General features: G+C 74.9%; 23 protein-coding genes. 12 read left to right on the forward strand and 11 right to left on the reverse strand.

What is annotated here, in order from left to right:
* Positions 1–83: 83 nt before the first annotated feature.
* The gene (locus tag O2V63_RS01360; protein ID WP_269165774.1) at positions 84–719 is read right to left on the reverse strand and encodes a hypothetical protein; all 636 of its coding nucleotides are present in this window, start codon (positions 717–719) and stop codon (positions 84–86) included.
* A 95-nt stretch (positions 720–814) separates the two neighbouring features.
* Between O2V63_RS01360 and O2V63_RS01365 the strand changes: the two genes are divergently transcribed.
* Positions 815–1,660 (forward strand): DUF72 domain-containing protein, encoded by an 846-nt coding sequence (locus tag O2V63_RS01365; RefSeq protein ID WP_269165775.1) that lies wholly within the window; start codon positions 815–817, stop codon positions 1,658–1,660.
* Here O2V63_RS01365 and O2V63_RS01370 read toward each other — a convergent pair.
* On the reverse strand, positions 1,618–2,613 hold the full coding sequence (locus tag O2V63_RS01370; protein WP_269165776.1) for a Gfo/Idh/MocA family protein: 996 nt from the start codon (positions 2,611–2,613) through the stop codon (positions 1,618–1,620). The two genes, O2V63_RS01365 and O2V63_RS01370, sit on opposite strands and share 43 nt — an antisense overlap.
* 31 nt (positions 2,614–2,644) lie before the next feature.
* Between O2V63_RS01370 and O2V63_RS01375 the strand changes: the two genes are divergently transcribed.
* Positions 2,645–2,920: a DUF4031 domain-containing protein gene (locus tag O2V63_RS01375; protein WP_269165777.1), complete on the forward strand. Its 276-nt coding sequence runs from the start codon at positions 2,645–2,647 to the stop codon at positions 2,918–2,920.
* Here O2V63_RS01375 and O2V63_RS01380 read toward each other — a convergent pair.
* Complete coding sequence (locus O2V63_RS01380) at positions 2,892–3,518, reverse strand: HD domain-containing protein (protein ID WP_269165778.1); 627 nt, start codon at positions 3,516–3,518, stop codon at positions 2,892–2,894. The genes O2V63_RS01375 and O2V63_RS01380 overlap by 29 nt on opposite strands.
* A gap of 317 nt (positions 3,519–3,835) precedes the next feature.
* Positions 3,836–5,260: a glucose-6-phosphate dehydrogenase gene (locus O2V63_RS01385; RefSeq protein WP_269165779.1), complete on the reverse strand. Its 1,425-nt coding sequence runs from the start codon at positions 5,258–5,260 to the stop codon at positions 3,836–3,838.
* A gap of 392 nt (positions 5,261–5,652) precedes the next feature.
* Here O2V63_RS01385 and O2V63_RS01390 point away from each other — a divergent pair, with 392 nt between their 5' ends.
* On the forward strand, positions 5,653–5,784 hold the full coding sequence (locus O2V63_RS01390) for a hypothetical protein (RefSeq protein ID WP_269165780.1): 132 nt from the start codon (positions 5,653–5,655) through the stop codon (positions 5,782–5,784).
* Positions 5,785–5,828: 44 nt separating this feature from the next.
* Positions 5,829–8,798: a helix-turn-helix transcriptional regulator gene (locus O2V63_RS01395; RefSeq protein WP_269165781.1), complete on the forward strand. Its 2,970-nt coding sequence runs from the start codon at positions 5,829–5,831 to the stop codon at positions 8,796–8,798.
* A 53-nt stretch (positions 8,799–8,851) separates the two neighbouring features.
* Here the strand turns inward: O2V63_RS01395 and O2V63_RS01400 are convergent, their stop codons facing one another.
* Both O2V63_RS01400 and O2V63_RS01405 read right to left on the reverse strand, forming a co-directional pair.
* On the reverse strand, positions 8,852–9,196 hold the full coding sequence (locus O2V63_RS01400) for a PspC domain-containing protein (protein WP_269165782.1): 345 nt from the start codon (positions 9,194–9,196) through the stop codon (positions 8,852–8,854).
* 247 nt (positions 9,197–9,443) lie between these two features.
* A complete protein-coding gene (locus tag O2V63_RS01405) occupies positions 9,444–11,219 on the reverse strand; it encodes a DEAD/DEAH box helicase (RefSeq protein ID WP_269165784.1) in 1,776 nt (591 codons plus the stop codon).
* Positions 11,220–11,447: 228 nt separating this feature from the next.
* Between O2V63_RS01405 and O2V63_RS01410 the strand changes: the two genes are divergently transcribed.
* Complete coding sequence (locus O2V63_RS01410; RefSeq protein ID WP_269165785.1) at positions 11,448–11,702, forward strand: hypothetical protein; 255 nt, start codon at positions 11,448–11,450, stop codon at positions 11,700–11,702.
* A 110-nt stretch (positions 11,703–11,812) separates the two neighbouring features.
* Entirely contained in the window at positions 11,813–13,012 is a 1,200-nt protein-coding gene (locus O2V63_RS01415) for an aminotransferase-like domain-containing protein (RefSeq protein WP_269165787.1), read from the forward strand.
* Between the two features lie 69 nt (positions 13,013–13,081).
* On the opposite strand, the gene O2V63_RS01420 is transcribed toward O2V63_RS01415, so the two are convergent.
* The 3 genes from O2V63_RS01420 to O2V63_RS01430 form a co-directional block, all read right to left on the reverse strand.
* A complete protein-coding gene (locus O2V63_RS01420) occupies positions 13,082–14,767 on the reverse strand; it encodes a DNA repair helicase XPB (RefSeq protein WP_269165788.1) in 1,686 nt (561 codons plus the stop codon).
* Between the two features lie 233 nt (positions 14,768–15,000).
* Positions 15,001–16,284, reverse strand: coding sequence for an SAM-dependent methyltransferase (locus O2V63_RS01425; protein ID WP_269165789.1), 1,284 nt, complete (start codon positions 16,282–16,284; stop codon positions 15,001–15,003).
* A gap of 141 nt (positions 16,285–16,425) precedes the next feature.
* Complete coding sequence (locus tag O2V63_RS01430) at positions 16,426–18,684, reverse strand: helicase C-terminal domain-containing protein (protein WP_269165790.1); 2,259 nt, start codon at positions 18,682–18,684, stop codon at positions 16,426–16,428.
* A gap of 94 nt (positions 18,685–18,778) precedes the next feature.
* Here O2V63_RS01430 and O2V63_RS01435 point away from each other — a divergent pair, with 94 nt between their 5' ends.
* The 5 genes from O2V63_RS01435 (at position 18,779) to O2V63_RS20765 (ending at position 22,764) form a co-directional block, all read left to right on the forward strand.
* On the forward strand, positions 18,779–19,612 hold the full coding sequence (locus O2V63_RS01435) for a hypothetical protein (protein ID WP_269165791.1): 834 nt from the start codon (positions 18,779–18,781) through the stop codon (positions 19,610–19,612).
* A gap of 115 nt (positions 19,613–19,727) precedes the next feature.
* Positions 19,728–20,246 carry a hypothetical protein gene (locus tag O2V63_RS01440; protein WP_269165792.1) on the forward strand — a complete coding sequence of 173 codons (519 nt, stop codon included), beginning with the start codon at positions 19,728–19,730 and terminating at the stop codon, positions 20,244–20,246.
* A 116-nt stretch (positions 20,247–20,362) separates the two neighbouring features.
* On the forward strand, positions 20,363–20,584 hold the full coding sequence (locus tag O2V63_RS01445) for a hypothetical protein (protein WP_036334673.1): 222 nt from the start codon (positions 20,363–20,365) through the stop codon (positions 20,582–20,584).
* Complete coding sequence (locus O2V63_RS01450; protein WP_269165793.1) at positions 20,581–22,236, forward strand: AMP-binding protein; 1,656 nt, start codon at positions 20,581–20,583, stop codon at positions 22,234–22,236. Before O2V63_RS01445 ends, O2V63_RS01450 begins: the two co-directional genes overlap by 4 nt.
* Positions 22,237–22,380: 144 nt before the next feature.
* Positions 22,381–22,764 carry a cold-shock protein gene (locus O2V63_RS20765; protein WP_442928855.1) on the forward strand — a complete coding sequence of 128 codons (384 nt, stop codon included), beginning with the start codon at positions 22,381–22,383 and terminating at the stop codon, positions 22,762–22,764.
* A 37-nt stretch (positions 22,765–22,801) separates the two neighbouring features.
* On the opposite strand, the gene O2V63_RS01460 is transcribed toward O2V63_RS20765, so the two are convergent.
* Together O2V63_RS01460 and O2V63_RS01465 are read right to left on the reverse strand one after the other, a co-directional pair.
* Positions 22,802–23,308 carry a DUF2771 family protein gene (locus tag O2V63_RS01460; protein WP_269165794.1) on the reverse strand — a complete coding sequence of 169 codons (507 nt, stop codon included), beginning with the start codon at positions 23,306–23,308 and terminating at the stop codon, positions 22,802–22,804.
* Positions 23,305–23,478 (reverse strand): hypothetical protein, encoded by a 174-nt coding sequence (locus O2V63_RS01465; protein ID WP_269165795.1) that lies wholly within the window; start codon positions 23,476–23,478, stop codon positions 23,305–23,307. Before O2V63_RS01465 ends, O2V63_RS01460 begins: the two co-directional genes overlap by 4 nt.
* Before the next feature lie 86 nt (positions 23,479–23,564).
* Here O2V63_RS01465 and O2V63_RS01470 point away from each other — a divergent pair, with 86 nt between their 5' ends.
* The gene (locus O2V63_RS01470) at positions 23,565–24,386 is read left to right on the forward strand and encodes a DUF3027 domain-containing protein (protein ID WP_269165796.1); all 822 of its coding nucleotides are present in this window, start codon (positions 23,565–23,567) and stop codon (positions 24,384–24,386) included.
* The last annotated feature ends 20 nt before the right edge of the window (positions 24,387–24,406 follow it).

A 24,406-nucleotide genomic window follows, 5' to 3' on the forward strand; every position in this document is an offset into this window, starting at 1 on the left:
CGCTCGGCATGTCGGCCCGCTGACTCCATGATCGTCAGCGCCGTGGGTCGGGCGCCGGCGACCACCTCCGTGGTCGCCCGCACCTACCCCGGGTCGCCGATCGCGGGGCCGTCGAGGTCGTGGCCGTTCGAGCGCATCTGCGTCCGCAGCTCGGTGAGCCGGTCGACCACGAGTTCCGCGGCCCACTGTGCCTCGCCGAGTCCGGCCAGCACCCAGGACGGCGGCTCGCCGAGCTTCCCGCTCAGCGCGCTGACCTTGCCCACCGCCAGGACGGCGAGCGTCTGCTGACTCGCATCCGCGTCGGGCTCGCCGGTCCGGCCCCGGGCCCGGTCGGCTTCCGTGCGAGCCGGGTCGCCGTCGTCGTAGCTGCGGAACGGCCGCAGTGGTGACCACGGGCGCAACTGCCAGACCCCGGCCAACACCAGCCGGCCGACCCACTCGTCGAAGCCCGGCGCACCCCAGTCCAGCCAGTCCTGCAGCGAACCGTCGCCCTCGTCGGCCTGCGCGGCGACGTCGGCCAGGCCGATCGCGGCTGCTCGCTGGTGGTCCATCTCCACCGCGTCGTCGGTCAGGGTCAGTGCCCCACCGATCGCCAGGTCGAGGATCAGCCCGCCGCGCACGACGTGGTCGTCGAACGTGAGGCCGCGGGGACGGCCGCGCCGGTTCAGGCACAGTGCCGTCAGCCGGGTGGCGACCAGGTCGCGCAGCGGCTCGGTCACGCGTTGGCCAGCGCCTGGTGGTCGACGGCGTCCAGGCAGAGGTCCTTGAAGCGCGCCGGGGAGTCGCTCATGGTCGAGCAGGGTAGGCGGCTGCGGTGACGGTGATCATCGGGACGTCGGGCTGGCAGTACCGCGACTGGCGGAGCCGCTTCTATCCGCCGGTGCTGCCGCAGCGACTCTGGCTGGAGCACCACGCCGAGCACTTCGCCACCGTCGAGAGCAACAACGCCTTCTACCGGCTGCCCGAGCAGGCCACCTTCGAGCGCTGGCGCGATCGCACCCCGCCGGACTACCGGTGGGCGGTGAAGGCCTCCCGCTTCCTCACCCACCTCAAGCGGCTGCGTGAGCCGGCCGAGCCGGTGTCCCGGCTGATGGACCGGGTGGCCGGCCTCGGCGACCGGCTGGACGTCGTCCTGCTGCAGCTGCCGCCCACGCTCAAGGCCGACGTCGACCTGCTCAGCGAGTGCCTCGGCCAGTTCCCGGCGGGCACCCGCGTCGCGGTGGAGCCCCGGCACGAGAGCTGGTGGACCGACGAGGTCCGCGGCCTGCTCGAGCGGTACCAGGCCGCGCTGTGCTGGGCCGACCGCGCCGAGCAGCCGATCGCGCCGCTGTGGCGCACCGCCGAGTGGGGCTACCTACGGCTGCACACCGGCGAGCACGGGTGGGGCTACCGGCCGGAGACGCTGCAGCTGTGGGCGCAGCGGCTGGCGGAGACCTACGGCGACGACGACGTGCTCGTCTACTTCAACAACGACCCCGGCGGCGCGGCCACCGTCGACGCGGTCACCTTCGCCGACGCGGTCCGGGCCACCGGGGGCACGCACACCCGGGTGCCGACGATGGCCCAGGCCAGCGGTGCGGCCTGGCCGCCCAAGCCACCGCCCAAGACGCCGAGCCGTCAGAGGGCGGCGGGGTCCTCGGCGAAGGTCACGCCCAGCTGACCGGCGGCCTGCTCGAGCACCGACTGGACGGCCAGGGTGTCCGCCAGCGGCATGACGGTGCTCTCGGTCCGCCCGGCCCGCAGGCACTCGGTGACCTCGATCAGCTCGTGGGAGTAGCCGCCACCGACCTGGGGGAGGGTGATCTCCTCCGCCTCCGCCCCGGCCCGGTGCAGCACGATCGTCTGCGGGTGGTGGAAACGGGGGAGGACGTCGATCCAGCCCGCCGTCCCGAACACCCGCGCCTGCCCGGGCAGGGCGTTGCGCAGCGAGGTCATCAGGGTGGCCGAGCGGCCGTCGGCGTAGCCGAGCAGCAGCGAGGACTCGGCGTCGACGCCGGTCTCGAACAGCGAACCGGTGGCGGTCACGGTGTCCGGGTCACCGAGCAGCATCTGGGCGAAGGAGACGACGTAGACGCCGAGGTCGAGGAGGGCACCGCCGCCGAGCTCCTTGGCGAACAGCCGGTCGGTGGGGTCGAACTCGCGGGACACGCCCAGGTCGGCCTGCACGGAGCGCACCTCACCGATGGCGCCCTCGGCGATCAGCTCCCGCGCCCGGACGACGGCCGGCTGGAACCGCGTCCACATCGCCTCCATCGCGAAGACGCCGGACGCGCGCGCTGCGTCGACCACCTCCGTGGCCCCGGCGACGGTCGCGGTGAACGACTTCTCCACCAGCAGTGCCTTGCCGGCCCGGATCGCGCCGAGCGAGACGGCGTGGTGCTGCGGGTGCGGGGTGGCGATGTACAGGACGTCGACGTCCGGGTCGGCCAGGATCTCGGCGTAGGAGCCGTGCGACCGCTCGATCCCGTGCCGACCGGCGAAGGCCTGCGCGCGGTCCAGCGAGCGGGAGGCGACGGCGACCGCCCGCGCGCCGTCGACGTGCGTGAAGTCCTTCACCACCTGCTCGGCGATGCGGCCCGGCCCGACGACTCCCCAGCGGATCTCCTCAGTCACGCCCAGACCGTAGCCGGGGCACACTGTCGGGGTGGCACTGCTGATCGACACCCCCGTGTGGCCATGGCGGGGGCGGCGGTGGTCGCACCTGGTGAGCGACACCGACTACGACGAGCTGCACGCCTTCGTCCAGCAGCACCTGGAGATCCCGCGCCGGGCGTTCCAGGGTGACCACTACGACGTGCCGGAGGAGCTCTACGCGCGGGCGGTCGCCGCCGGGGCGGAGCCGGTGGGCTGCCGGGAGCTGCTCCAGCGGCTGCTCGCCGCCGGCCTGCGGGTCAGGAAGAACGCGCCCGCAGCAAGGTGAGCTCGGCGGTCAGGTTGGCCCGGGCAGGCTCGGTCCACCGCTCGGCCGCCGCGGGCACCCGGAACAGCGCCGGCAGGGCCAGCAGCTGCTCCAGCACGGCGACCCGGCCGGCGGTGAAGTCCTCGTCGGAGAGGTGGCCGTACTCGGCGCGCACCGCCGACGCGTAACCGGCGTAGGCCGCCGGGGGGCTGGCCAGCACGGCGAGGTCGGCGTCGCAGAGCACCGCGCCGTCGGCGTCGTCCGGCTCGGGGTCGTGCCCGGCGGTGAGCAGCACCAGCCGCTCGACCTGGGCGACCGTGGCGTCGTCCACCAGCCCGAGCAGGCCGATCCGCGCCCGCGCGGCGCTGACCTCCTCGTTGTCGCTGCGCTGCGGGTCGTAGGCGACGTCGTGGTACCAGGCGGCCAGCCGGACGGCGACCGGGTCGGCGGCGTGCCCGGCCAGCTCGTCGACGATGCCCAGCACCGCCGCGAGGTGGGCGAGGTCGTGGTAGCTGCGGTGCGGCTCGGACCAGGCGCCGACGACCGCGGCCCACTCGGTGCGCGAGGTGGGGGAGTCGCCGACCAGCGCCGTCCACGCGTCGAAGTCCACCCCGCTCATGCGCGGCAGTCTGGCACGCCGAGGGACTGGACACCGACGGCGTCCGCCCGTGTGGAGCAGGACGACCGCGGGTTCGACTGAGGCACTCGCCACGTGTGTCGGGCCGGACTGCGCGGGTACGGTGGACGACGTCCGGGCCGGGCGACCTGTGTCCCCGGGCTCCACTAGATAACTGCCGCCGTGGAATACCGCTCCGACTCCGGTCGGGGGCTGGAGCCGCGGATGTGCAAACCGCCGCGAGGCGACCAGCGCCCGGTCCGGACCTCAACGCAGAACGGCCCCTCTCCTGCAGGAGAGGGGCCGTTCTGCGTCCTTGCTCAGGCTCCGGTCTCGCCCAGCAGCCAGCCGTGTTCGCCGGCCAGCGCGTTGGCCGCCGCCGGACCCCACGAACCCGGGGCGTAGGAGTGCACCTCGGGGCGGTGGTCCAGCACCGGCTGCAGCGCCCGCCAGGTCTGGGCCAGGCCCTCGCTGGTGGTGAACAGCGAGCGGTCGCCGACCAGCACGTCGTGGATGAGGGAGACGTAGGGCGCCAGCGGCCGGCCACCGGGCACCTTCGACAGGTCCAGGGAGACCCGCGCCGGGGCCATCGCCAGGTCCGGGCCGGGCCGCTTGGCCATGATGTCCACGTCGAGCTGGCCGGCACCGGCCAGGGACAGCGAGATCACGTTCCCGTTCGGCGGCACCTCGTGGACCGGGCCCTTCGGGCGGTGCAGCACCAGGCTGACCCGCTGCTGCTTGTCGGCCAGCCGCTTGCCGGTGCGCAGCAGGAACGGCACGCCGCGCCACCGGCCGGAGTCGATGAACAGCCGGGCCGCCACGAAGGTGTCGGTCTGGCTGTCGTCGGGGACGCCGTCCAGCTCGCGGTAGCCCTCGAACTGGCCGAGGACCACGTCCTCCGGAGCCAGCGGGCGGAAGTGCTTCAGCACCGACTCGCGGGCGGAGAGGATGTCGTCGGCGGAGAAGCTGACCGGCGGCTCCATGGCCACCTCGGCGGCCACCTGGAACAGGTGGGTGACCAGCATGTCCAGGGTCGCGCCGGTGGCGTCGTAGAAGTCGGCACGGTCGGCGACGTCGAGGTCCTCGGGGACGTCGATCTGCACCTGGGCCACGTGCTCGCGGCTCCAGATGTGCTCGAACAGCCCGTTGGCGAACCGGGCCACGTGCAGGTCCTGGGTGCCCTCCTTGCCCAGGAAGTGGTCGATCCGGAAGACCTGCTCCTCGTCGAACACCGAGTGCACCACGCCGTCGAGTTCGCGGAAGCCCTCCGGGGAGTCGCCGAAGGGCTTCTCGTAGACGACCCGGGACCCCTCGGCCAGCCCGTGCGCGCCCACGGCGCGGGTGTAGTCGGTGAAGGCCTTGGGCGGCAGCGAGAGGTAGTGCACCAGTTGGGCGTCCTCGCCGAGCTCCTTGCGGGCGGCGGCCACGGCGTCGACCAGCTGACCCGGGTCGTCGGCGGTGAAGCCGCCGCCGGCGAACCGCAGCCGGCCGCAGAACTCCTCCCACGGGCCCTGCTCCGGGTCCGGCCCGAACTCCTCGAGGGCGCCGCGGACGTGCTCGACGAACTCCTCGTCGGAGCGCTCGCCACGGCCGCTGCCGATCAGCCGCCAGTCGTCGGGCAGCAGCCCGTGCTGGGCGAGCTCGAAGAAGGCCGGCAGCACCATCCGGCGGGCCAGGTCGCCGGTCGCGCCGTAGAGCACGAAGACGGTCGGGGTCAGGTCGTTCGTCGTCCCGGTGTCAGGCACGGGGGCTCCTCTCGGGCACGGGCCGAGCTCCGCGGGTGGTGGCTCGGTCCTCGTCGGCCCGTGCGCCGGTGCACGGTGTCCTGGTCGTGTGCCCACGCGCGGGTACGGGCACCCGCGACGTGGGGATCTGCTGTGCATGAGACCACGCGCAGCGCCGCTTTGTTCCGCGGGTGCGACCGCCCTGCTGCTGACCGGCCGTGGTCGGGACGGGGCCGAGCCCGCTCCCCGTCTCCGAGGACGCCGAGCACACGCTGGGCTGACCCCCGGCTGAGGCCCCTCAGACGCCGGCCGGTCCCGGGCGGGGTCAGGACTGCGTGATCGTCCGATGTGCCGGGCACCCCCTCAGGACGACCGTCCTCCTCGTCCCACCCGGACGACACGAGGAGAAGGTCATGGCGATGCACTACCCGAACCCGGCACTGGAAGCAGAGCTCGCCTACCGGCAGGAGCTGGTCCGGGCGGCGTCCCGGCGCGACGGGAGCCGCCGCGGCTCCTGGTTCGGCACCCGGCGGCGGCCCCGCTGAACGGCCCGGCGTCGCTGTCGGTGGTCTCTGCCACGATCGGCGCCGTGCCGCGCTGGGAGGAACCCCCGCTCATCGGCCGGGCCGGCGAACTGGCCCGGCTGATGACGCACGTCGACCGGGCGGTCGAGGGGCGCCCGTCCGCCGTCCTGGTCGCCGGTGACGCGGGGGTCGGCAAGACCCGGCTGCTCGACGAGCTGGGCCGCCAGGCCACCGCGCGCGGTGCCCGGGTGCTCAGCGGGCACTGCGTCGACCTCGGCGACGTCGGGCTGCCGTACCTGCCCTTCGTCGACCTGCTGCGGCCGGTGGTCGCCGACCCGGAGCTGGCGCCGGTGCTGGCCCGCCACCCGGTGCTGGCCGGTCCGCTCACCGGTCGGCCCGGCGCCGTGGTGCCCGACAGCGCGGCTGCCGACCTGGGCCGCTCGCTGCCGCGGTCGGCGCTGCGCCCGCCGGACGACGACGGACGCCTGCAGCTGTTCGAGTCGGTGGCCGCCCTGCTGGGCGACCTGGCCGTCCAGCAGCCGCTCGTGGTGGTGCTGGAGGACCTGCACTGGGCCGACCGGTCCAGCCGGGACCTGCTTCGCTACCTGCTGGCCCGGCTGGTCGACCGGCAGGTCGACGAACCGGTCACCGTCGTCGCCTCCTACCGCGCCGACGACCTGCACCGCCGGCACCCGCTGCGCCCGCTGCTGGCCGAGCTGGTCCGGCTGCCCGGGGTCGAGCGGCTTCAGCTCGGCCCGTTGCCCGACGCCGAGGTGGAGCAGCTGGTCCGCCGGCTGGCCGCCGACGCCGGGAGGGCGTCCGTCGAGGACGTCGTCGCCCGGGCCGAGGGCAACGCCTTCTACGCCGAGGAGCTGGTCGCCGCGGGGCGGGCCGGTGAGGTCCTCCCGGGTGGGCTGTCCGACGTCCTGCTGGCCCGGGTGGAGCAGGTGAGCCCGGCCGCTCAGCAGGTGCTGCGGGTGGCCGCCGTCGCCGGTCGCCAGGTGCGGCACGAGCTGGTGGCCGCCGTCTCCTGGAAGAGCCCGGAGGAGACGGAGCAGGCGCTGACCGAGGCGGTGCACCACCACCTGCTGGTGGTCTCCGACGACGGCCGCTACCGGTTCCGGCACGCGCTGCTGCGGGAGGCAGTGCTGGCCGACCTGCTGCCCGGGGAGCGGGTCCGGCTGCACGCCGCCGTCGCCGCGCACCTGGCCACCCGGCCGGAGGCGGGCACGGCGGCCGAACGGGCCCACCACCTGCGGGAGAGCAACGACCTGCCCGGTGCGCTGAGCGCGTCGCTGGAGGCCGCCGACGCCGCCCGCCGGGTGGGCGCACCGGCCGAGCAGCTGCAGCACCTGGAGGCGGTGCTCGCGCTGTGGACGGCGGTGCCCGACGCGCCCGAGCGGGCCGGCCGCTCGCAGTGGGCGGTGCTGCTGGACACCGCGGCAGCGGCCCGCGCGGTCGGTGACCTGCACCGGGCCGTGGCGTTGCTCCGCTCGGCCCAGGAGCTGCTGGGCGCCGACGGTGACCCCGAGGCGCGGGCGCGGGTGCACTACACGGCGGCCCAGGTGCTCGGTCGGATCGAGGAGGCGGCCGAGGCCCACCGGGAGAGCAGCGCGGCGATGCAGCTGGTCCCGGCCCAGCCGCCCTCGGTGGTGCGCACCTGGGCGGCGGCGACCCACGCCCGCACCAGCTACAGCATGGGCCTGGTCGCCGAGGCGGACGCAGCGGCGGAGGAGGCACTGGCCGCGGCCGACGCCCTGGGGCTGGACAGCGCGTGGGCCGACACCGCGGTCTCGCTCGCCCGTGGCTCGGGCACCGGTGACCGGGCCGCTGTCCGGGCGCGCTTCGCGGAGGCTCGGGCGCGGGCGGAACGGTCCGGCGACGCCGACGTCGAGATGCGGGTGTGGTTCAGCCAGGCGGTCACCGCGCACGACGCCGGCGAGGTGGCCGAGGCGCTGGAGCACGCCACGGCAGGGTTGGCCCGGGCCCGGGCGCTGGGCGTCGAGTGGTCGTTCTACGGCGCGGAGCTGCGGCACCTGGAGGTGCTGGCCCGGTACGTCCTCGGCGACTGGGACGGCAGCCTGACCGCCGCCGACGCGCTGGCCCGGGTGCCCGACATGGCCGCGCACGTGCGCGCCGACGGGCTGCTGGTGCTGGTCGGGCGGGGCGACCCGCGTGCCGCCGAGCGGCTGGGCTGGGCGCAGGGGCCGGCCGCCCGCTGGGACAACCACGTGCTGCTGATGCTGGCCACGGTCGCGGCGGAGATCGAGCTGGCCGACCAGGCCGGGGACGCCGCGACGGCGGGGGAGCGTGCCCGGTGGACCGATGGTCGGCTGCGGGAGCTGTGGGGGGACGAACGGCTCGCCTCGGTGCGGCTGGTGGCCACCGCGCTGGCGGCGGTCGCCGACGCGGCCACCTCGGCCCGCCGGTCCGGGGACGAGACGGCCGTGGCCCGGTGGGTCGCGGAGGCCGCGGAGCTGGCCGAGATCGGCCGGTCGGCGGCCGAGGTGCAGTACCCGTTCGGGATCGAGGCGCGCGCCTGGGGGACGCGGCTGGCAGCCGAGCTGGCCCGGGTGCGCGGCGAGGCGGCCGTGGAGCTCTGGCGGCAGGCGGTCGCGGAGTTCGGCTACGGGCACGTGTACGAGCAGGCGCGCTCCCGGTTCCGGCTGGCCGAGGCGCTGCTCGCCGTGGACGACCGCCCCGGCGCGGCCGCCGAGCTGGCGGCCGCCCACGAGGTGGCTGTGCAGCTGGGGGCGGTGCCGTTGCGGACGGCGATCGAGGCGCTGGCCCGCCGGGGGCGGCTGGAGCTCCCCGGGGTGCTGACCATCGCGACGACCGTCTTCACCCCACGCGAGACGGAGGTGCTGGCGCTGGTCGCGCGGGGCCGCACCAACCGGCAGATCGGGGCGGAGCTCTTCATCAGCGAGAAGACCGCCAGCGTGCACGTCAGCAACATCCTGGCCAAGCTCGGCGCCTCCGGCCGCACCGAGGCGGTCGCCCTCGCCGCCGCCCGCGGCCTGCTCGGCTCCAGTTGATCATCGGCGAACGGCTGCGCCCGGCGGCGTGTCACCCAGCCGTTCGCCGATGATCAACGCGCGATGTCCGTCTTCGGCCGGGTGAAGCGGGCGCGGAGCCGCTCGACCCACTCGTCGAGCACGTTCGTGCGGTCGGTGGGGCCGGCGGGCGCGACCGGCATCAGCAGCCACAGCGCCAGGTAGAGGAAGAACCCGGCGCCACCGGCGAACGTGAGCGCGACGAACCCGAGCCGCCAGAGCAGCACGTCGATCCCGGTGTGCCGGGCCAGCCCGCCGCTGACGCCGCCGAGCCAGAGGTCGCTGCGGCTCCGTCGCAACGGCGGGCGCACGTTCTCGGTGCCCGGGGTGGGGGTCGGGGTCTCGGTCTGGACGGTCTCGGTCTGGACGTTCTCGGTCATGACACGAGCCTGCGCCCGGCGACGTCCCGCCGGCATCGGGGAACCCCCGGATCCGCCCCTGGTCCTGCAGCTCAGGGTCGCGGGGTGCTGCGGTCACCCCGCCGATCTGCGTCGAGTGACAGCAGAGCGGGCTTCCCGGCTCCGGGATCCCCGCTCAGCTGTCACTCGGTGACGGCAGCGGGGACTGGGGTCGGGGCGGCCTGGCGCCGCTCGCGGGGGTTGGCCCCGGACTGCGGAGGGCGCGACCTCAGAGCATGGTGCGGAGGCGCTCGCGGCGGGCGCGGAGGACGTCGACCGACGCCGAGGCCGAGGGCGGGCCGGGCACCGACTGGCGGAGCTGGGTGTGCACGACTGCCTGCGGCTGCGACGTCTTCGCCGCGACGCGGTTGACCAGCCGGTTGATCTCCCGGCGCAGCTCGGCCGCGTCGCGCCAGGAGCGGCCGGCCTCCTCTTCCTCGGGGTGGTCCTCGACGACCATGAAGTCGTCGTCCCCCCGCGCGTGCGAGGCGGCGATCCGGATCCGGAGCTCGTCGTCCCGCTTGGCCAGCAGCTCGGCCGTCTGCGCCGGGGTGAGCAGCCCGGGGATGCCCAGGAAGTCCTCCGCGTCGGCCTCCAGCGGCACCACCGCAGGGGAGCCCTCGCCGGTGTGTGCCGTCCCGCTGGACAGGACGTGCGCGAACCGGGCGTCGGCCTCCAGCGCCTCCCACTGCTTCATCTCGCCCTCGCGCGGCTCCCGCGGCGGCAGGTCGAGCGCCTCCAGTTCCTCGTCGGGCTGGCTCTTCGGCGGCGGCATGACGTGGTTGCGCTGCTCCTCCATCGACGCGGCGAGCGACAGCAGCGGGCGCACCGCGGGGAGGAAGACGGTCGCCGACTCGTGCGGCGCCCGGGCGCGCACGACGCGGCCGACGGCCTGGGCGAAGAACAGCGGGGTCCGGTAGGAGGTCATCCAGGCCAGGACGGCGGCGCGCGGGACGTCGACGCCCTCGGAGACCATCCGCACGCAGACCGCGATCCGGGCACCGCCCTTGTTGAACTTCTCGATCTTCTTCGACGCCTTGGGATCGTCGGAGAGGATCAGCTCGGGTGCCTTGCCGGTCACCCGGCGCACGATCTTCGCGTACTCGCGGGCGTCGTCCTGGTCGCTGGCCAGCACGAGCCCGGCGGCGTCGGGCATGCCGCCCTCCTCGCGGAGGTGGGTGATCCGGTCGTCCATCGCGGCGATCACGTGCGGCACCCACTGGCCCTTGGGGTCCAGCGCGGTGCGCCACGCCTGCATCTCCACCGACCGGGTGCCGGCCTCGCTCAGCGATGCGGCGACGACCTCGCCGGCGGAGTTCCGCCACCGGGAGGTGCCGGTGTAGGCGGCGAAGACGACGGGGCGGACGACGCTGTCGGCCAGCGCCTCCTTGTAGCCGTAGGTGAAGTCGGCCGTCGACATCAGGCCGCCCTGGCCCTCGAACCCGTCCTCCACGTACTTCACGAACGGGATCCGCTCGTCGGCCTTGGTGCGGAACGGCGTCCCGGTCAGGCAGAGCCGGCGGGCCGCGCGGCCGTAGGCCTCCTCGACCGCCTCACCCCAGGACAGGCCGTCGCCGGCATGGTGCACCTCGTCCAGGATCACCAGCGTCTTGACGGTGGTCGCCCGCGCCGAGTGCAGCATCGGCTTGCCGGCGACCTGGGCGTAGGTGGTCACGTAGCCCTGCGTGCCGGCGCGCACCGGACCGACGGCGTTGGTCAGGTTCGGGTCGAGCGCGATGCCCATCGCGTCGGCGGCGTCGGCCCACTGCATGCGCAGGTGGTCGGTCGGGCAGACCACGATCACCCGGGCGACCTCGCGCTTGGCGAGCAGCCGGGCGGCCAGGGTCAGCGCGAACGTGGTCTTCCCGGCACCCGGGGTCGCGGTGACCAGGAAGTCCTTCGGGGACTCCTCCTCGTACTTGCCGAGGGCCGCCTGCTGCCAGGCCCGGAGCGGTCGGCTGTTCGTCTGCGGGGCCCGGGCCGCCGCCTGTGTCACAGTCGCCATGTCGGGGCCCATTCTGGTCGGCGGGGGAGCAACACGCCCAACCGGGTGCCTCCGGCGCGCCCCCTCCGGCAGGGCGTATGGGGCTCGGCCACCGGGCCGCTGAGCTGCACGTTCGCCGTCCTGGTCGGCTGGTTGTGGCGCTCGTCATGCTCGGGTCGGACCGGCTCGTCACGCCCCGCCCGCCCCGTCGCCCACAGGCGACCCGGCGGCCGCTGGGAGACTCCGACGGTGACCGATCGGACCGGCCTGTCCCCGTCCTGGCTGACCTCTCCTCAGACGGTGGCGGAGCAGCTGCGGGCCGAGCTGGCCGCGCGCTGGCGGGAGGTCGCGAACGCCGGGGGAGCGGGGCACGACGAGTCCTGCGCCGGGTCCGGCTGGCAGGTGGTCGGCCGCTGGCCGAGTGCCCTGCAGATCACCCCGGAGGACCGGCGTGACGAGTTGCTCATGTCCCTGACGCTGACGGCGGCGCCCGGGGCGTCGTAAGGTGGGGGTGGCCCCTTGACCAGGAGGCCCCTCGGCGCGGACCCGGGCGGGACACCCCCCGCCCCCCAGCGCCGCCTTCCCCTCGCTGCGCCGTGCCTCCTGGAGCCCTCGTGTCTGCTGCCGTCCTCGCCCCGCCCACCCCTGCGCTCGCCCAGCGGCTGACCGGGGTCGCCAGTTCCCCGGTCCGCGAGCTGCTGGCCCTGCTCGACCGGCCGCAGGTCATCTCCTTCGCCGGTGGCCTGCCCGCCCCCGAGCTGTTCGACCTGGACGGCGTCCGCGCCGCCTACGACGCCGTGCTCTGGAGCCCGAACGCCCGTCGCGCGCTGCAGTACGCCCCGACCGAGGGCGACCGCGGCCTGCGGGCCCGGGTGGCCGGCCGGATGACCGCGCGCGGCATGTTCAGCTCCGTCGACGACCTGCTGGTCACCTCGGGCTCGCAGCAGGCCCTCACCCTGCTGGCGACCGCGCTGGTCGACCCGGGGGCGGTCGTGCTGGTCGAGGACCCGACGTACCTGGCCGCGCTGCAGTGCTTCCAGCTGGCCGGCGCCCGGGTCGTGCCGGTGGCCACCGACGGGGACGGCATGGACCCGGACGCGCTGGAGGAGGCGATCCGACGGGAGCGGCCGGCGCTGGTCTACCTGGTCCCGACCTTCGCCAACCCGACCGGCCGGACCATGCCCGCCGAGCGTCGCGCCGAGGTCGTCGCGCTCACCGAACGGCACGGGGTCTGGCTGGTCGAGGACGACCCCTACGGCGAGCTGCGCTACCGAGGCCACGACGTCGCACCGCTCGCCGCCCAGCTGGGCGCCGACGGCCACGTCGTCCACGTGGGCAGCTTCTCCAAGATCGCCGCTCCCGGGCTGCGGCTGGGCTGGCTGCGGGCGCCGTCCCGGCTGCTGCCGGCGCTGACCGTCGCCAAGCAGGCGGCCGACCTGCACACCTCGACAATCGACCAGGCGGCCGCGGCGGCCTGGTTCGCCACGGCCGACGTCGAGACCCACCTCGCCCGGCTGCGGACCGCCTACCGGCAGCGCCGGGACGCGATGGTGGACGCGCTGCCGGCGGCCCTGCCGGCGGGCAGCACCTGGACCGAGCCGGCCGGAGGCATGTTCGTCTGGGTCCGGCTGCCCCGCGGCGTGGACGCCGCCGAGCTGCTGCCCCGGGCCCTCGCCGCTGACGTCGCGTTCGTGCCGGGGGCCGCGTTCTACGCCGGCGTCCCGGACCGAGCCACGCTGCGGCTGTCGTTCACCACCCACACGCCGGAGCGGATCGCCGAGGGCATGACCCGGCTGGGCACCGTCCTGAGGTGACGCGCGGGAAAGGCCCCGCCCAGAGGCTCACCCCGAGCGTGCGAGGGCTGAGGAGGGCGGGGTCCTCCCTCAGTCGGCGGGCTCGTCGACCCAGTCGGGGCCGTTGACCTCGCCCGGTCCGGCCAGGTCGGCGGCGTCCACGATCGTGTACGCGTAGCCCTGCTCGGCCAGGAACCGCTGTCGGTGGGCGGCGTACTCGCTGTCCAGGGTGTCCCGGCTGACCACGGTGTAGAAGTGCGCCTGGCGGCCATCGGCCTTGGGGCGCAGCACCCGGCCGAGCCGCTGGGCCTCCTCCTGCCGGGAGCCGAACGTGCCCGACACCTGCACCGCGACCGCGGCCTCGGGCAGGTCGATGGAGAAGTTCGCGACCTTGGAGACGACGAGGGTGCGGATCTCGCCGGTGCGGAACGCCTGGAACAGTCGCTCCCGCTCCTTGTTCGTCGTCGACCCCTGGATCACGGGGGCGTCCAGGGCGGCGCCGAGCTCCTCCAGCTGGTCGAGGTAGGCGCCGATCACGAGGGACGGCTCGTCGGGGTGCCGCTCCAGCACCCGGCGGATCACCGGCAGCTTCGAGTGGGCGGTCGCGGCGATCCGGTAACGCTCCTCGGGCTCGGCGACGGCGTAGGTCATCCGCTCCTCGTCGTCCAGGCTGACCCGCACCTCGACGCACTCGGCCGGCGCGATGTGCCCCTGCGCCTCGATGTCCCGCCACGGGGCGTCGTAGCGCTTGGGCCCGATCAGCGAGAAGACGTCGTCCTCACGCCCGTCCTCGCGGACCAGCGTCGCGGTCAGCCCGAGCCGGCGACGGGACTGCAGGTCGGCGGTGAGCCGGAAGATCGGCGCCGGGAGCAGGTGCACCTCGTCGTAGACGATCAGGCCCCAGTCCTGGGCGTCGAAGAGGTCCAGGTGCCGGTACTCGCCCTTCCGGCGGGTGGTGATGACCTGGTAGGTGGCGATGGTGACCGGCCGGATCTCCTTGCGCTCCCCGGAGTACTCGCCGATCTCCTCCTCGGTCAGCGTGGTGCGGGCGATGAGCTCGCGCTTCCACTGCCGGCCGGAGACGGTGTTGGTGACCAGGATCAGCGTGGTCGCCTTGGCCTCGGCCATCGCGGCGGCGCCGACCAGGGTCTTCCCGGCGCCACAGGGCAGCACGACGACGCCCGAGCCGCCGGCCCAGAAGCCGTCCACGGCCTGCTGCTGGTAGTCGCGCAGGTGCCAGTCCGACTGGTCGAGCTCGATCGGGTGGGCCTGCCCGTCGACGTAGCCGGCGAGGTCCTCGGCCGGCCAGCCGATCTTCAACAGCGCCTGCTTGAGCCGGCCCCGCTCGGAGGGGTGGACGACGACGGAGTCGGCGTCGATGCGCGCGCCGAGCATCGGGGCCACCCGCTTGCTGCGGACGACCTCCTCCAGCACGGCCTTGTCGGTGCTGGTCAGCGTCAGCCCGTGCACCGGGTGGTTGGCCAGGGTCAGCCGGCCGTAGCGGTCCATCGTGTCGGCGATGTCGACCAGCAGGGCGTGCGGGACCGGGTAGCGCGAGTACCGGACCAGCGCGTCGACGACCTGCTCGGCGTCGTGCCCGGCGGCGCGGGCGTTCCACAGCGCGAGCGGGGTGACCCGGTAGGTGTGCACGTGCTCGGGGGAGCGCTCCAGCTCGGCGAACGGGGCGATCGCCGCCCGGCACTCCTTGGACGACGGGTGGTCGACCTCGAGCAGCAGCGTCTTGTCCGACTGGACGATCAGGGGGCCGTCACTCACGCGTGCGCATCCTCTGTTCGGGGGCTCCGACGCAGACGGGCGCGCCGGACTGTCCACGGTAACGCCGGAGGACGACGTCCCCTTCCGGACGGCGGTGTGCGGCTCGTCGCCCGCGGGTCGACCCCGCCGAGGCAGGGTTGAGCCGCAAGCGCCCGCGGCTCAACCGTGCCTGGTGCGGGTCGAGCCGCACCAGGGAGCACGTCGCGATCGAGCCGCAGCGGGATCGGGTCGGGTCAGACCCAGGCGGTGCGGCGCAGGGGCGGCTGGTCGCCGCCGGCCTTCTGCAGCAGCACCTGGTTGACGCCCATGTCCCCGGCCTCGAAGGCGAGCGCGCAGGCGGCCATGTACAGCCGCCAGACCCGCGCGCGGCCCTCGCTGGAGGCGGCGACGGCAGCGGACCAGTTCTGTTCCAGCAGTCGCACCCAGGCGCGCAGGGTGAGCGCGTAGTGCTGGCGCAGCGCCTCGACGTCGAGCACCTCGAGGTCGGCGGACTCCAGCAGGCCGACCGTCTCGCCCAGTCCGAGCAGTTCCCCGTCGGGGAAGACGTAGCGCGCGATGAAGGTGTCCGGGTCGGGGGTGGTCGTGCCGGCGTTCCAGTTGATCGCGTGGTTGAGCAGCCGGCCGCCGGGGCGCAGCAGGGCGCGCAGCTGGGCGACGTACTCGGGCATCTGGGCCCGGCCGACGTGCTCGGCCATGCCGATCGAGCTGATCGCGTCGAAGGGCTCGTCGTCGACCGACCGGTAGTCCTGCACCCGGATGTCGATCCGGTCGGTCAGCCCGGCCTCGGCGACCCGCTTGCGGGCCATCCGGGCCTGCTCCTCCGACAGCGTGATCCCCACGACCTCGGCGCCGTACCGCTGGGCTGCGTGGATGGCCATCGAGCCCCAGCCGCAGCCGACGTCCAGCAGCCGCGCGCCCTCGGTGAGGCCCAGCTTGCGGCAGACCAGGTCGAGCTTGGCCTCCTGGGCGGCGTCCAGCCCGGTCTCCGGGGTGGCCCAGACGGCGCAGGAGTAGACCATCGAGGGGCCGAGGACGAGTTCGTAGAAGTCGTTGCCCACGTCGTAGTGGTGGGAGACCGCCGCCGCGTCGCGGGACCGGGAGTGCCGTCGTCCGGCCCGCCCGAGATCGACCTCCTCGGCCGGGGGTTCCGGCTCGGGGCCGATGGCCCCCAGCGCCACCGCAGTGCCGAGCAGGCCGAGCCGCTCGCGCCAGGTGGGCGGGGCCATCGGGCCGGTCTCGGCCAGCCGGCCGGCGGAGCGCAGTGCGGCGAAGGTGGCGAAGACGTCTCCCTCGATGTCGATGTCCCCGGCGACGTAGGCCCGGGCCAGGCCGAGCTGGCCGGGTGACCACACCAGCCGGCGCAGCGCCCGCCGGGAGCGGATCGCCAGCACCGGCGCACCGGGCGGCCCGGCCAGGGAACCGTCCCACCCGCGCAGCCGCAGGGGTGGTTGCGCCGTCCCCAGCACCGCTCCCAGTGCCGCTGCCAGCCGATCGGCCACCGTTCGCTGCCTCGTCATCTCCACGCTCCTCAACCCTGGCGGCAACCAGCGGAGGGCCGGGATCTACTGCCCGACAGCTGGTTGCACACGCCAACCGATCCGCGCAACGCCGGGCGGATGCTTGATCATCCCGGACTCACCCGATCAAGGGAACAGAGATCAGGACGGCGTGGCCGCGTCCTCCGCCCCGACCAGGGCCACCGAGGTGATCCGGTGGACGGCGAAGGTGCGGCTCTCCCCGCGCCCCTCGTCGAACCCCTGCAGGAACCCGCCGGCCAGCGAGACCGGCTGGACGACCCGCTGGCTGCCGCTGCCCTGCGCGTCGACGTAGCCCAGCCAGACGGCCAGGCCCTCGCGCACGGCTCGGCTCAGCAGCTCCAGCGTGCTCGCGGTGGTCACCCCCGGCACCTGGCGCACCGGGTCGGTGCGCCGGGCGGCGAGGGCAGCGTCCCCGGCCCGGATCTCGCGCACCGTCGCGGCGACGTCGTCCGGCGCGAGCGGGCGGGGACCCACCGCAGCCAACGCGCCAGGACGGCGACCGACCGCCCGCGGGGGCGCCTTCGGCCGGGTCAGCACCGCGCCGCCGGAGGACTCCCCGGCCGGCGCGTACCCGGCGGCCCGCAGCACGGTGAGCACCTCGTCGGCGCCCAGCCCGCTGACCAGCACCCCGGGTGCCAGTCGGCGCAGCTCGGCGCCGGCGGTCCGCCGGTCGCTGAGCACCTGGGACACCAGGCCGTGGTCGTCGGAGCGGACGTAGCACTCGATCGCACCCACCCGCAGCCGCCCGTGCTGACGGGCCACGTCGTCGATCAGGAACTCCAGCGCCTGCGGCACCGGCGTGCGGGAGGCCCGGGTGAAGAGGTCCTGCAGCTCGCCGGCCGACCAACCGGAGTCCAGCGCCCGCCGGATGCTCGCGTCGGACACCCGGTACACCGTGGCCCCGCCCGAGGACTCGACGTCGGCGACGACCGCGAGCGTGGCGGCCAGGTCGGCCACCAGCGGACCGGGGGCGATCAGCGACAGGTCGGGCTGGGCGAGCACGTGGTCGACCGGGGCCGGCAGCAGCCCGCGCATGGCGTCCGCGGCGTCGTCCTCCCCGCCGGTGAGCAGGGCGCGCCCGCCGCTGCTCAGCACGCCGCCGACCAGCACCCCCAGGCGCTCGGCCTCGGCCAGCAGGTCGGGGACCGGGGCCAGCCGGTCGGCCCGCCGCGGGGTGCGCCAGCGCAGCAGCGCCACCAGCTCCGGGGCGGTCAGGCCCTGCCCGGACGGGAACTCGGCCAGCACGCCCAGCGCCGAGCGCCGCAGCGTGGGCGCGGTCTGCCGGACGACGTCGGGGGACAGCACGTTGACCGCCTTGCCGGCCACGTCGCGCTGGCCCACCAGCGAGATCAACCGGACGCTGGTCAGCCAGCCGGCGACCAGCAACGCCCAGCGGTCGGTGAGGTCCTGCTCGCGCCACGCGTCGTACCCGCGGGTGGGCAGCCACTCGTCGCGCTGCGCGCCGCCGACGTCCAGCAGGCCGGCGGCGTGCGCGACCTCGACCAGGAAGGCGAGGTCGGCCTCGCCGATGCGCAGCTCCTTGGCCAGCCGCTTCTGGTCCCGCACACCCAGCCCGCCGCTGCGCAGCAGCCCGGCCGGCTCCTCCTCCAGCGCGGTGAGCACGTCGTTCACCCGGCTGAGCACCTCGAGCGCGGCACCGGCGGCCTGGCGGTCGACGATCGCCGGGTCCCGCTCGCTGACCTCCGGCTCCGGCCGCAGCCTCGGGGGGCCGAGCGGGCGGTCCCCGCGCAACGCCAGGCCGATCTCGCGGGGCAGCTCGACGTTGACCGCGTCGATCCGGGCCAGCAGCCCGGCCTGCAGCAACCGGCGGGCCGGGCTCAACGACCCGTCGGTGCTGTCGGGGAGGTGGCCGACCGGCCGGTCGCCGGCCAGCCGCTCGAGCACCGTGCGCTCGTCGGCGGCCAGGTCGGCGAGCGTGCCGGGCAGGTCGCGGGGGAGGGGGACCCGCAGGTCGGTGGCCCGGCGGCCGAGCCCGGCGGGGTAGCGGACCGCCCGGCGCACCGGCTCGGGGGCGTGCAGGTCGGCGTCGCCCCAGAGCAGCGCCCGGCTGGTCAGCGTCTCGACGGCGGCGTCGACCACCTCGGCCGGCACGTCGGGCAGCAGTGCGGGCAGTTCTGTGCGGGGGACGCCGTCGGTGGGGGAGAGCAGCACCGCGTCCAGCACCTGCAGGGTCGCGGCGTCCAGCTCGTCCAGCGCGCGGTCGACCGAGACGGGCACCGCGAGCCGGGTCGCCAGCCCGACCACGTCGGAGGGCGCCGGGCGTGCGACGTCGGGCCGGGCCACCAGGAGGGCGCCCAGCTGCTCGTCGGTGCGGGTGCGCAGCCAGGCGGCGAGCGTGGCGGGCTGGTCCGTGGGCATCCGCTCCACGCTACGTCGGCCTGTGCGGGTGCTGCTCCGGTGGCCGGTGCAACTCACTCGCCCGGTGGGGCGGGCAGTGGCTAGCGTCGCGCCCGTGGAGCCCCGACCGCCGTCCCGGGCGGTGCTGTCCGCCTTCGGGTTGAGCGGGGAGCCCGTGCTCCTCGCCGGTGGGCAGGGTGGCACCTTCGCCGTCGGCGACGCTGTGCTCAAGCCGTCCACCGATGCCGTCCTCGACGAGTGGACGGCCAGGGTGACGACCGACCTGACGCCGGACGGGTTCCGGGTCGCCCGCCCCTTGGCCGCCGGGACGGCGCACGTCGTCGATGGCTGGACCGCCTGGGAGCGGGTCGCGGGTGAGCACCGTCTCCACGGCGGGCCGTGGCGGGACGCCGTGGCCGTGGCCGACCGCTTCACCGCGGCGCTCCGGGCCGTCGACCGGCCGCTGCCCGAGCTCCCCGACACGGTGTGGAAGCAGGCCGACCGGATGGCCTGGGACGAGACGCCGGCCCACTGGCGCGGGCCGGGGGCCGTGGTGCTGGACCGGCTGCAGGCGCTGAAGCGGCCGGTGTCGGCCGCCGAGCAGCTGGTGCACGGTGACCTGGCCGGCAACCTGCTCTGGCAGCCGACCCTGCCGCCGGCGGTCATCGACCTCACCCCCTACCGCCGTCCCGCCGGCTACGCCAGCGCCCTGCTCGTGGTGGACGCAGTGCTCTCGTACGGAGCCGGTCTCGACCTGCTCGACCTGGTCGCCGACCCGGTCCAGCTCGACCAGGTGGTCCTCCGTGCGCTGCTGTTCCGGCTGATCACCGACGACCTGTTCCTCTGCGGGCTGCCACGTGAGGAGCGGACCTCCGGGCGGTGGGGTGAGCGGGAGGTCCGCGAGCGCCTTGTCCACGCCCGGCCGCTCGTCACGTTCCTGGGCGGCTGAGGCGGCGCGGTCGCCTGCCGGGCAGGAGCGGCGCGACGCGCGCTGGCCACCAGGTGCGCCGGGGATCCACCCGCGGTGCACCCCGTGCCCGGCCGGGCTCTGTCACCATCCCGGGGTGCCCGCGCTCGACGACCCGCAGACCCGCACCGACCTGGCCGCGCTCCGGGCGGGGGCGCTGCGCTGGCTGGCCGGTGGTGTGGTCGCCGTCGTCCTGGGGTGGCTGCTCGGGGCCGCCGTCATCCGGATCACCGCCGAAGGCGGGGCGCGGCCGCCGTTCGCCGGGCTGATGGTCGTGCTGCTCGTCGTCGGCGGGCTGGTCGTGGCCGTCGTCGGGCTGGGCGCCTGGCTGCGCGCCCGCCGGTGGACCGCCGCCCTGGCCCGGGAGCCCTGGCAGCACGGGCGGTTGCGGATCGCCGGCCCGGCGCTGCTGCAGGTCGAGCCGGCCGGGTACGACGAGCTCACCGACGAGCCGCTGCGGCTGCAGCTCAAGTCGACGGCGGTCTGGCGCACCCGCGCGGTGCAGCGGCTGGACGGCGCCGAGGTGCGCTACGCCGAGGTCTCCCCGCGGGAGTGGCTGCTCACCGCCGACGGCGCCGGCACGGTCTACGGCGCCCGGCCGGCCGGCCGGCGCTGACCCCTCCCAGCGACACGGCCACCCCGCGGCGTGCGTGAGCCGGGTGCGACGCGGGAAGATGGCCGACGAGGCACCCGGGCAGCACTCCCGGGCCCGGCAGAGCAACTGGAGGCGTCATGTCCAAGCGCAAGGCGAAGCACGCTCACCTGGTCGAGCCGACCTGGGGGCAGTCGAGTGGCGACGGTCCGCCGGTGACCGAGCTGGTCAGCGAGATGGCCGGCGGTCTCTCCCCGTTCGGTGAGGACCACGCCTTCCCGCTCCCGCCGGAGCGGCTGCGCTATGCCCATCCGGTCGACAAGCCCAACCGGGCCGGCCTGATGGCGGGCGAGGGCCGGTGACGGCCCCCGCGCTGCCGTCCTACAGCAGCGGCACCTCCACGGTGCCCCTGCTGGGCGACACGATCGGGGACGACCTCGACCGGACGGCAGCGCGGGTGGGCGACCACGAGGCGCTCGTCGAGTGCGCCACGGGCCGCCGCTGGACCTACCCCGAGCTGGTCGCCGAGGTCGACGCCTGCGCCCTCGGCCTGGACGCCCTCGGCGTGGCCAAGGGCGACCGGGTGGGCATCTGGGCGCCGAACTGCGCCGAGTGGGTCTTCGTGCAGTACGGGACGGCGAAGCTCGGCGCCGTCCTGGTCAACATCAACCCCGCCTACCGCACCCACGAGCTGTCCTACGTGCTGCGCCAGGCGGGCATCTCGGTGCTGGTGGCCGCGCCGGAGTTCAAGGGCAGCGACTACCGCGCCATGGTCGACGAGGTGCGCGGGGACTGCCCCGACCTGCGCGAGGTCGTCTTCCTCGGTGACGAGGAGTGGACGCAGCTGCTGGACACCGGCCGGGCGGGCGACCGGGCCCGGCTGGCCGAGCGGGCGGCGCAGCTCTCGCCCGACGACCCGATCAACATCCAGTACACCTCCGGGACGACGGGCTTCCCCAAGGGCGCCACGCTCACCCACCACAACCTGCTCAACAACGGGTTCTCCGTGGGCGAGGGCTGTGGCTACACCGAGGCCGACCGGGTCTGCATCCCGGTGCCCTACTACCACTGCTTCGGCATGGGGATGGGCAACCTGGGCTGCACCTCGCACGGCGCGACGATGGTCATCCCGGCGCCCGGCTTCGACCCCGCGGCGACGTTGCGGGCGGTGCAGGACGAGCGGTGCACCTCGCTCTACGGCGTCCCGACGATGTTCATCGCCGAGCTGGCGCTGCCGGACTTCGCCTCCTACGACCTGTCCAGCCTGCGCACCGGGATCATGGCCGGCTCGCCGTGCCCGGTCGAGGTGATGAAGCGGGTGGTCGAGGAGATGGGGATGGCGGAGGTGACCATCTGTTACGGCATGACCGAGACCTCCCCGGTGTCCACCCAGACCGCCGCCGAGGACGACCTGGAGCGGCGGACGTCGACCGTCGGGCGGGTGCACCCGCACCTGGAGGTCAAGGTGGTGGACCCGAACACCGGGCTGACCGTCCCGCGCGGGCAGACCGGTGAGTTCTGCACCCGCGGCTACTCGGTGATGCTGGGCTACTGGGACGAGCCGGAGAAGACCGCCGAGGTGCTCGACGCCGCCCGCTGGATGCACACCGGCGACCTCGCCGTGATGGACGACGCCGGCTACCTCAACATCGTCGGCCGGATCAAGGACATGGTGATCCGCGGCGGGGAGAACGTGTACCCGCGGGAGATCGAGGAGTTCCTCTTCACCCATCCCGACGTCGTCGAGGCCCAGGTGATCGGCGTCCCGGACGAGCGCTTCGGCGAGGAGCTGATGGCCTGGGTGCGCCTGCGGGCGGAGGCCGAACCGCTCTCCGCGGAGGGGCTGCGCGCCTTCTGCGCCGGCAAGCTGGCCCACTACAAGGTGCCGCGGTACGTGAAGGTCGTCGACGCCTTCCCGATGACGGTGACCGGCAAGGTGCGCAAGGTCGAGATGCGCGAGACGTCGATCGACGAGCTGGGCCTGCAGGCCGCAGCCGCGCACCGTTTCGCCTGAGCCCCGCCGCCCGCTCCCGGCCCGGAAAGCGGTGGCCGCGGGGTGGCCGGCCGTGGTTAACCTGGCGGGCGTGCAGCCCACCGCGGCTGCCGACGCCACCGGCCGCGACGGCCGGGACCAGGAACGACTGACTGAGGGATCGACGTGCCCAGCGGCAAGGTGAAGTGGTTCAACGCGGAGAAGGGCTTCGGCTTCCTCGCCCACTCGGACGGCCCGGACGTGTTCGTGCACAAGGACGCGCTGCCCGCCGGCACCACCGAGCTCAAGCCCGGCCAGCGCGTGGAGTTCGGCATCGTCCAGGGCCGCCGGGGTGACCAGGCGCTGCAGGTCCAGGTGCTCGACCCGTTGCCGTCCGCGGTCGCCGGCACCCGCAAGAAGCCCGACGACCTGGTGCCGATCATCGAGGACCTGATCACGCTGCTGGACGGCGTCTCGGAGGGCCTGCGGCACGGGCGCCACCCCGACAAGCCGATGGCCCGCAAGGTCGCCGCGGTGCTGCGCGCGGTCGCCGACGACCTCGACGCCTGAGGGAGGGCCCCGCTGCAGGGCTCCTGCAGCGGGGCCGTCAGCCGGCGGGGCTGGTGGTCGTGTCGGCGCGGATGAAGCCCACCGGCCAGGCGCCGGAGAGCCCCTCGCAGGCGTCGGTGTCGGAGTCCTCCACGACCACCAGGTAGTAGGTCGGGGGGACGACGTCGGAGGTGTTGATCTCGTCGAGGACGGCGGTGCCGGCCGGCACGTCGATGTCGCCGATCCGCTCCTCGAGCCGCTCGTCGAAGACCTGGACGCTCCAGCCGGCCTCGGCCACCGCGTCGGGCACCTCCAGCACGATCTCGGTGTCCGGCGCGACCTCCAGGTACGTCGGCTCGGTCCGGTAGCGCTGGCCCTCCCCGTCCAGGCAGTACTGGGTCGGGTTGACGGTGATCGGGTCACCGCCGGCCCGCACGGTGACCGAGGGGGCGGTCCCGCCGTCGTCCCCGGCGGTTCCGCCGGAGCTGCTGGAGTCCCCGCACCCGGTGAGCAGCAGCACCCCGCTCAGCAGTGCCGTCCCCGATGCCCGTGCTGCCCCGTTCACGCTGTTGCCTCCCGATCGGTGGTGCGGATGACCCAGCGGCTGCCCAGGCTCCCGAGGGTGCAGCCGACGGCGAGCACCGGCAGCGCCGCAGCCGCGGTGGAGCCCCGCCGGCCGGTGACGGCCAGCGCGATCCCGCCACCCCACGTGCGCGGGGCGGGGGAGTCGGGCACCCGCCCATGGTGCCGCAGCCGCCTGTGCGCGCTGCAGGTGGAAGGACGCCTCCCTGGCCGGGACGGCCTTGCCGTCATCGGCGACAATGGGGGACGTGTCCGACTCAACTCCTGCCGCCGCGTCCCCTGGCTCCTCTCCCGACGAGGTGCTGGCCGCTGCGGTCGAGCAGGCCCGGGCCGCCGCGATCGAGGTGGCCGGTGACCCGGCGGCGGTCGGTGAGCACCTGGGGGTGACCCCGGAGGCGCTCGGTGAGCAGGCCGACCCCGCGCTCGGCGTCGTCGGCACGCACTCCTTCGCCGCCACCCTGCTCGGTTACGCCGGGTGGCACTGGGCCGTGACGCTGGCCGCGGTGCCCGGCGCCGACGAGGTCACCCTCGACGAGGTCGTGCTGCTCCCGGGTGACTCGGCGCTGCTCGCCCCGGCGTGGGTGCCGTGGCACGAGCGGCTGCGCCCCGGCGACCTGTCGGTGGGCGACGTGCTGCCCTCCACCGAGGACGACGCCCGGCTGGTGCCCGCGTACCTGGCCGACGACGACTCCGCCGAGGACCCGGCCGGCCGCGTCGTCGCCGAGGAGCTGGGCATCGGCCGGGAGCGGGTGCTCTCACCCGAGGGGCGGATCGAGGCCGCGCAGCGCTGGCGCGACGGGGACTTCGGGCCCCGCTCGTCGATGGCCCGGCACGCCCCCGGCCCCTGCTCGACCTGCGGTTTCTACCTGCCGCTGGCCGGTTCGCTCCGGCTGTCGCTGGGTGCCTGCAGCAACGCCTACGCCCCGGCCGACGGGCACGTCGTCACCGCCGACTACGGCTGCGGCGCGCACAGCCAGGCCAGCCTGGAGCGCACCGACGGCGAGCCGGCCGAGTTCACCCCCACGGCGCGCTACGACACCGCGGACTTCGACGTCATCTGAGCGCCGCGCCCAGGCGCATC

Source organism: Modestobacter sp. VKM Ac-2977, assembly GCF_026968045.1.
Taxonomy (GTDB): Bacteria; Actinomycetota; Actinomycetes; order Mycobacteriales; family Geodermatophilaceae; genus Modestobacter.

Coding starts and splice junctions, on each gene's coding strand:
- O2V63_RS01380 (WP_269165778.1), bottom strand. CDS start 3,518: ATGAGCGGGGTGGACTTCGACGCGTGGACGGCGCTGGTCGGCGACTCC.
- O2V63_RS01390 (WP_269165780.1), top strand. CDS start 5,653: ATGGCGATGCACTACCCGAACCCGGCACTGGAAGCAGAGCTCGCCTAC.
- O2V63_RS01400 (WP_269165782.1), bottom strand. CDS start 9,196: ATGACCGAGAACGTCCAGACCGAGACCGTCCAGACCGAGACCCCGACC.
- O2V63_RS01405 (WP_269165784.1), bottom strand. CDS start 11,219: ATGGCGACTGTGACACAGGCGGCGGCCCGGGCCCCGCAGACGAACAGC.
- O2V63_RS01425 (WP_269165789.1), bottom strand. CDS start 16,284: ATGACGAGGCAGCGAACGGTGGCCGATCGGCTGGCAGCGGCACTGGGA.
- O2V63_RS01430 (WP_269165790.1), bottom strand. CDS start 18,684: ATGCCCACGGACCAGCCCGCCACGCTCGCCGCCTGGCTGCGCACCCGC.
- O2V63_RS01445 (WP_036334673.1), top strand. CDS start 20,363: ATGTCCAAGCGCAAGGCGAAGCACGCTCACCTGGTCGAGCCGACCTGG.
- O2V63_RS01470 (WP_269165796.1), top strand. CDS start 23,565: ATGGGGGACGTGTCCGACTCAACTCCTGCCGCCGCGTCCCCTGGCTCC.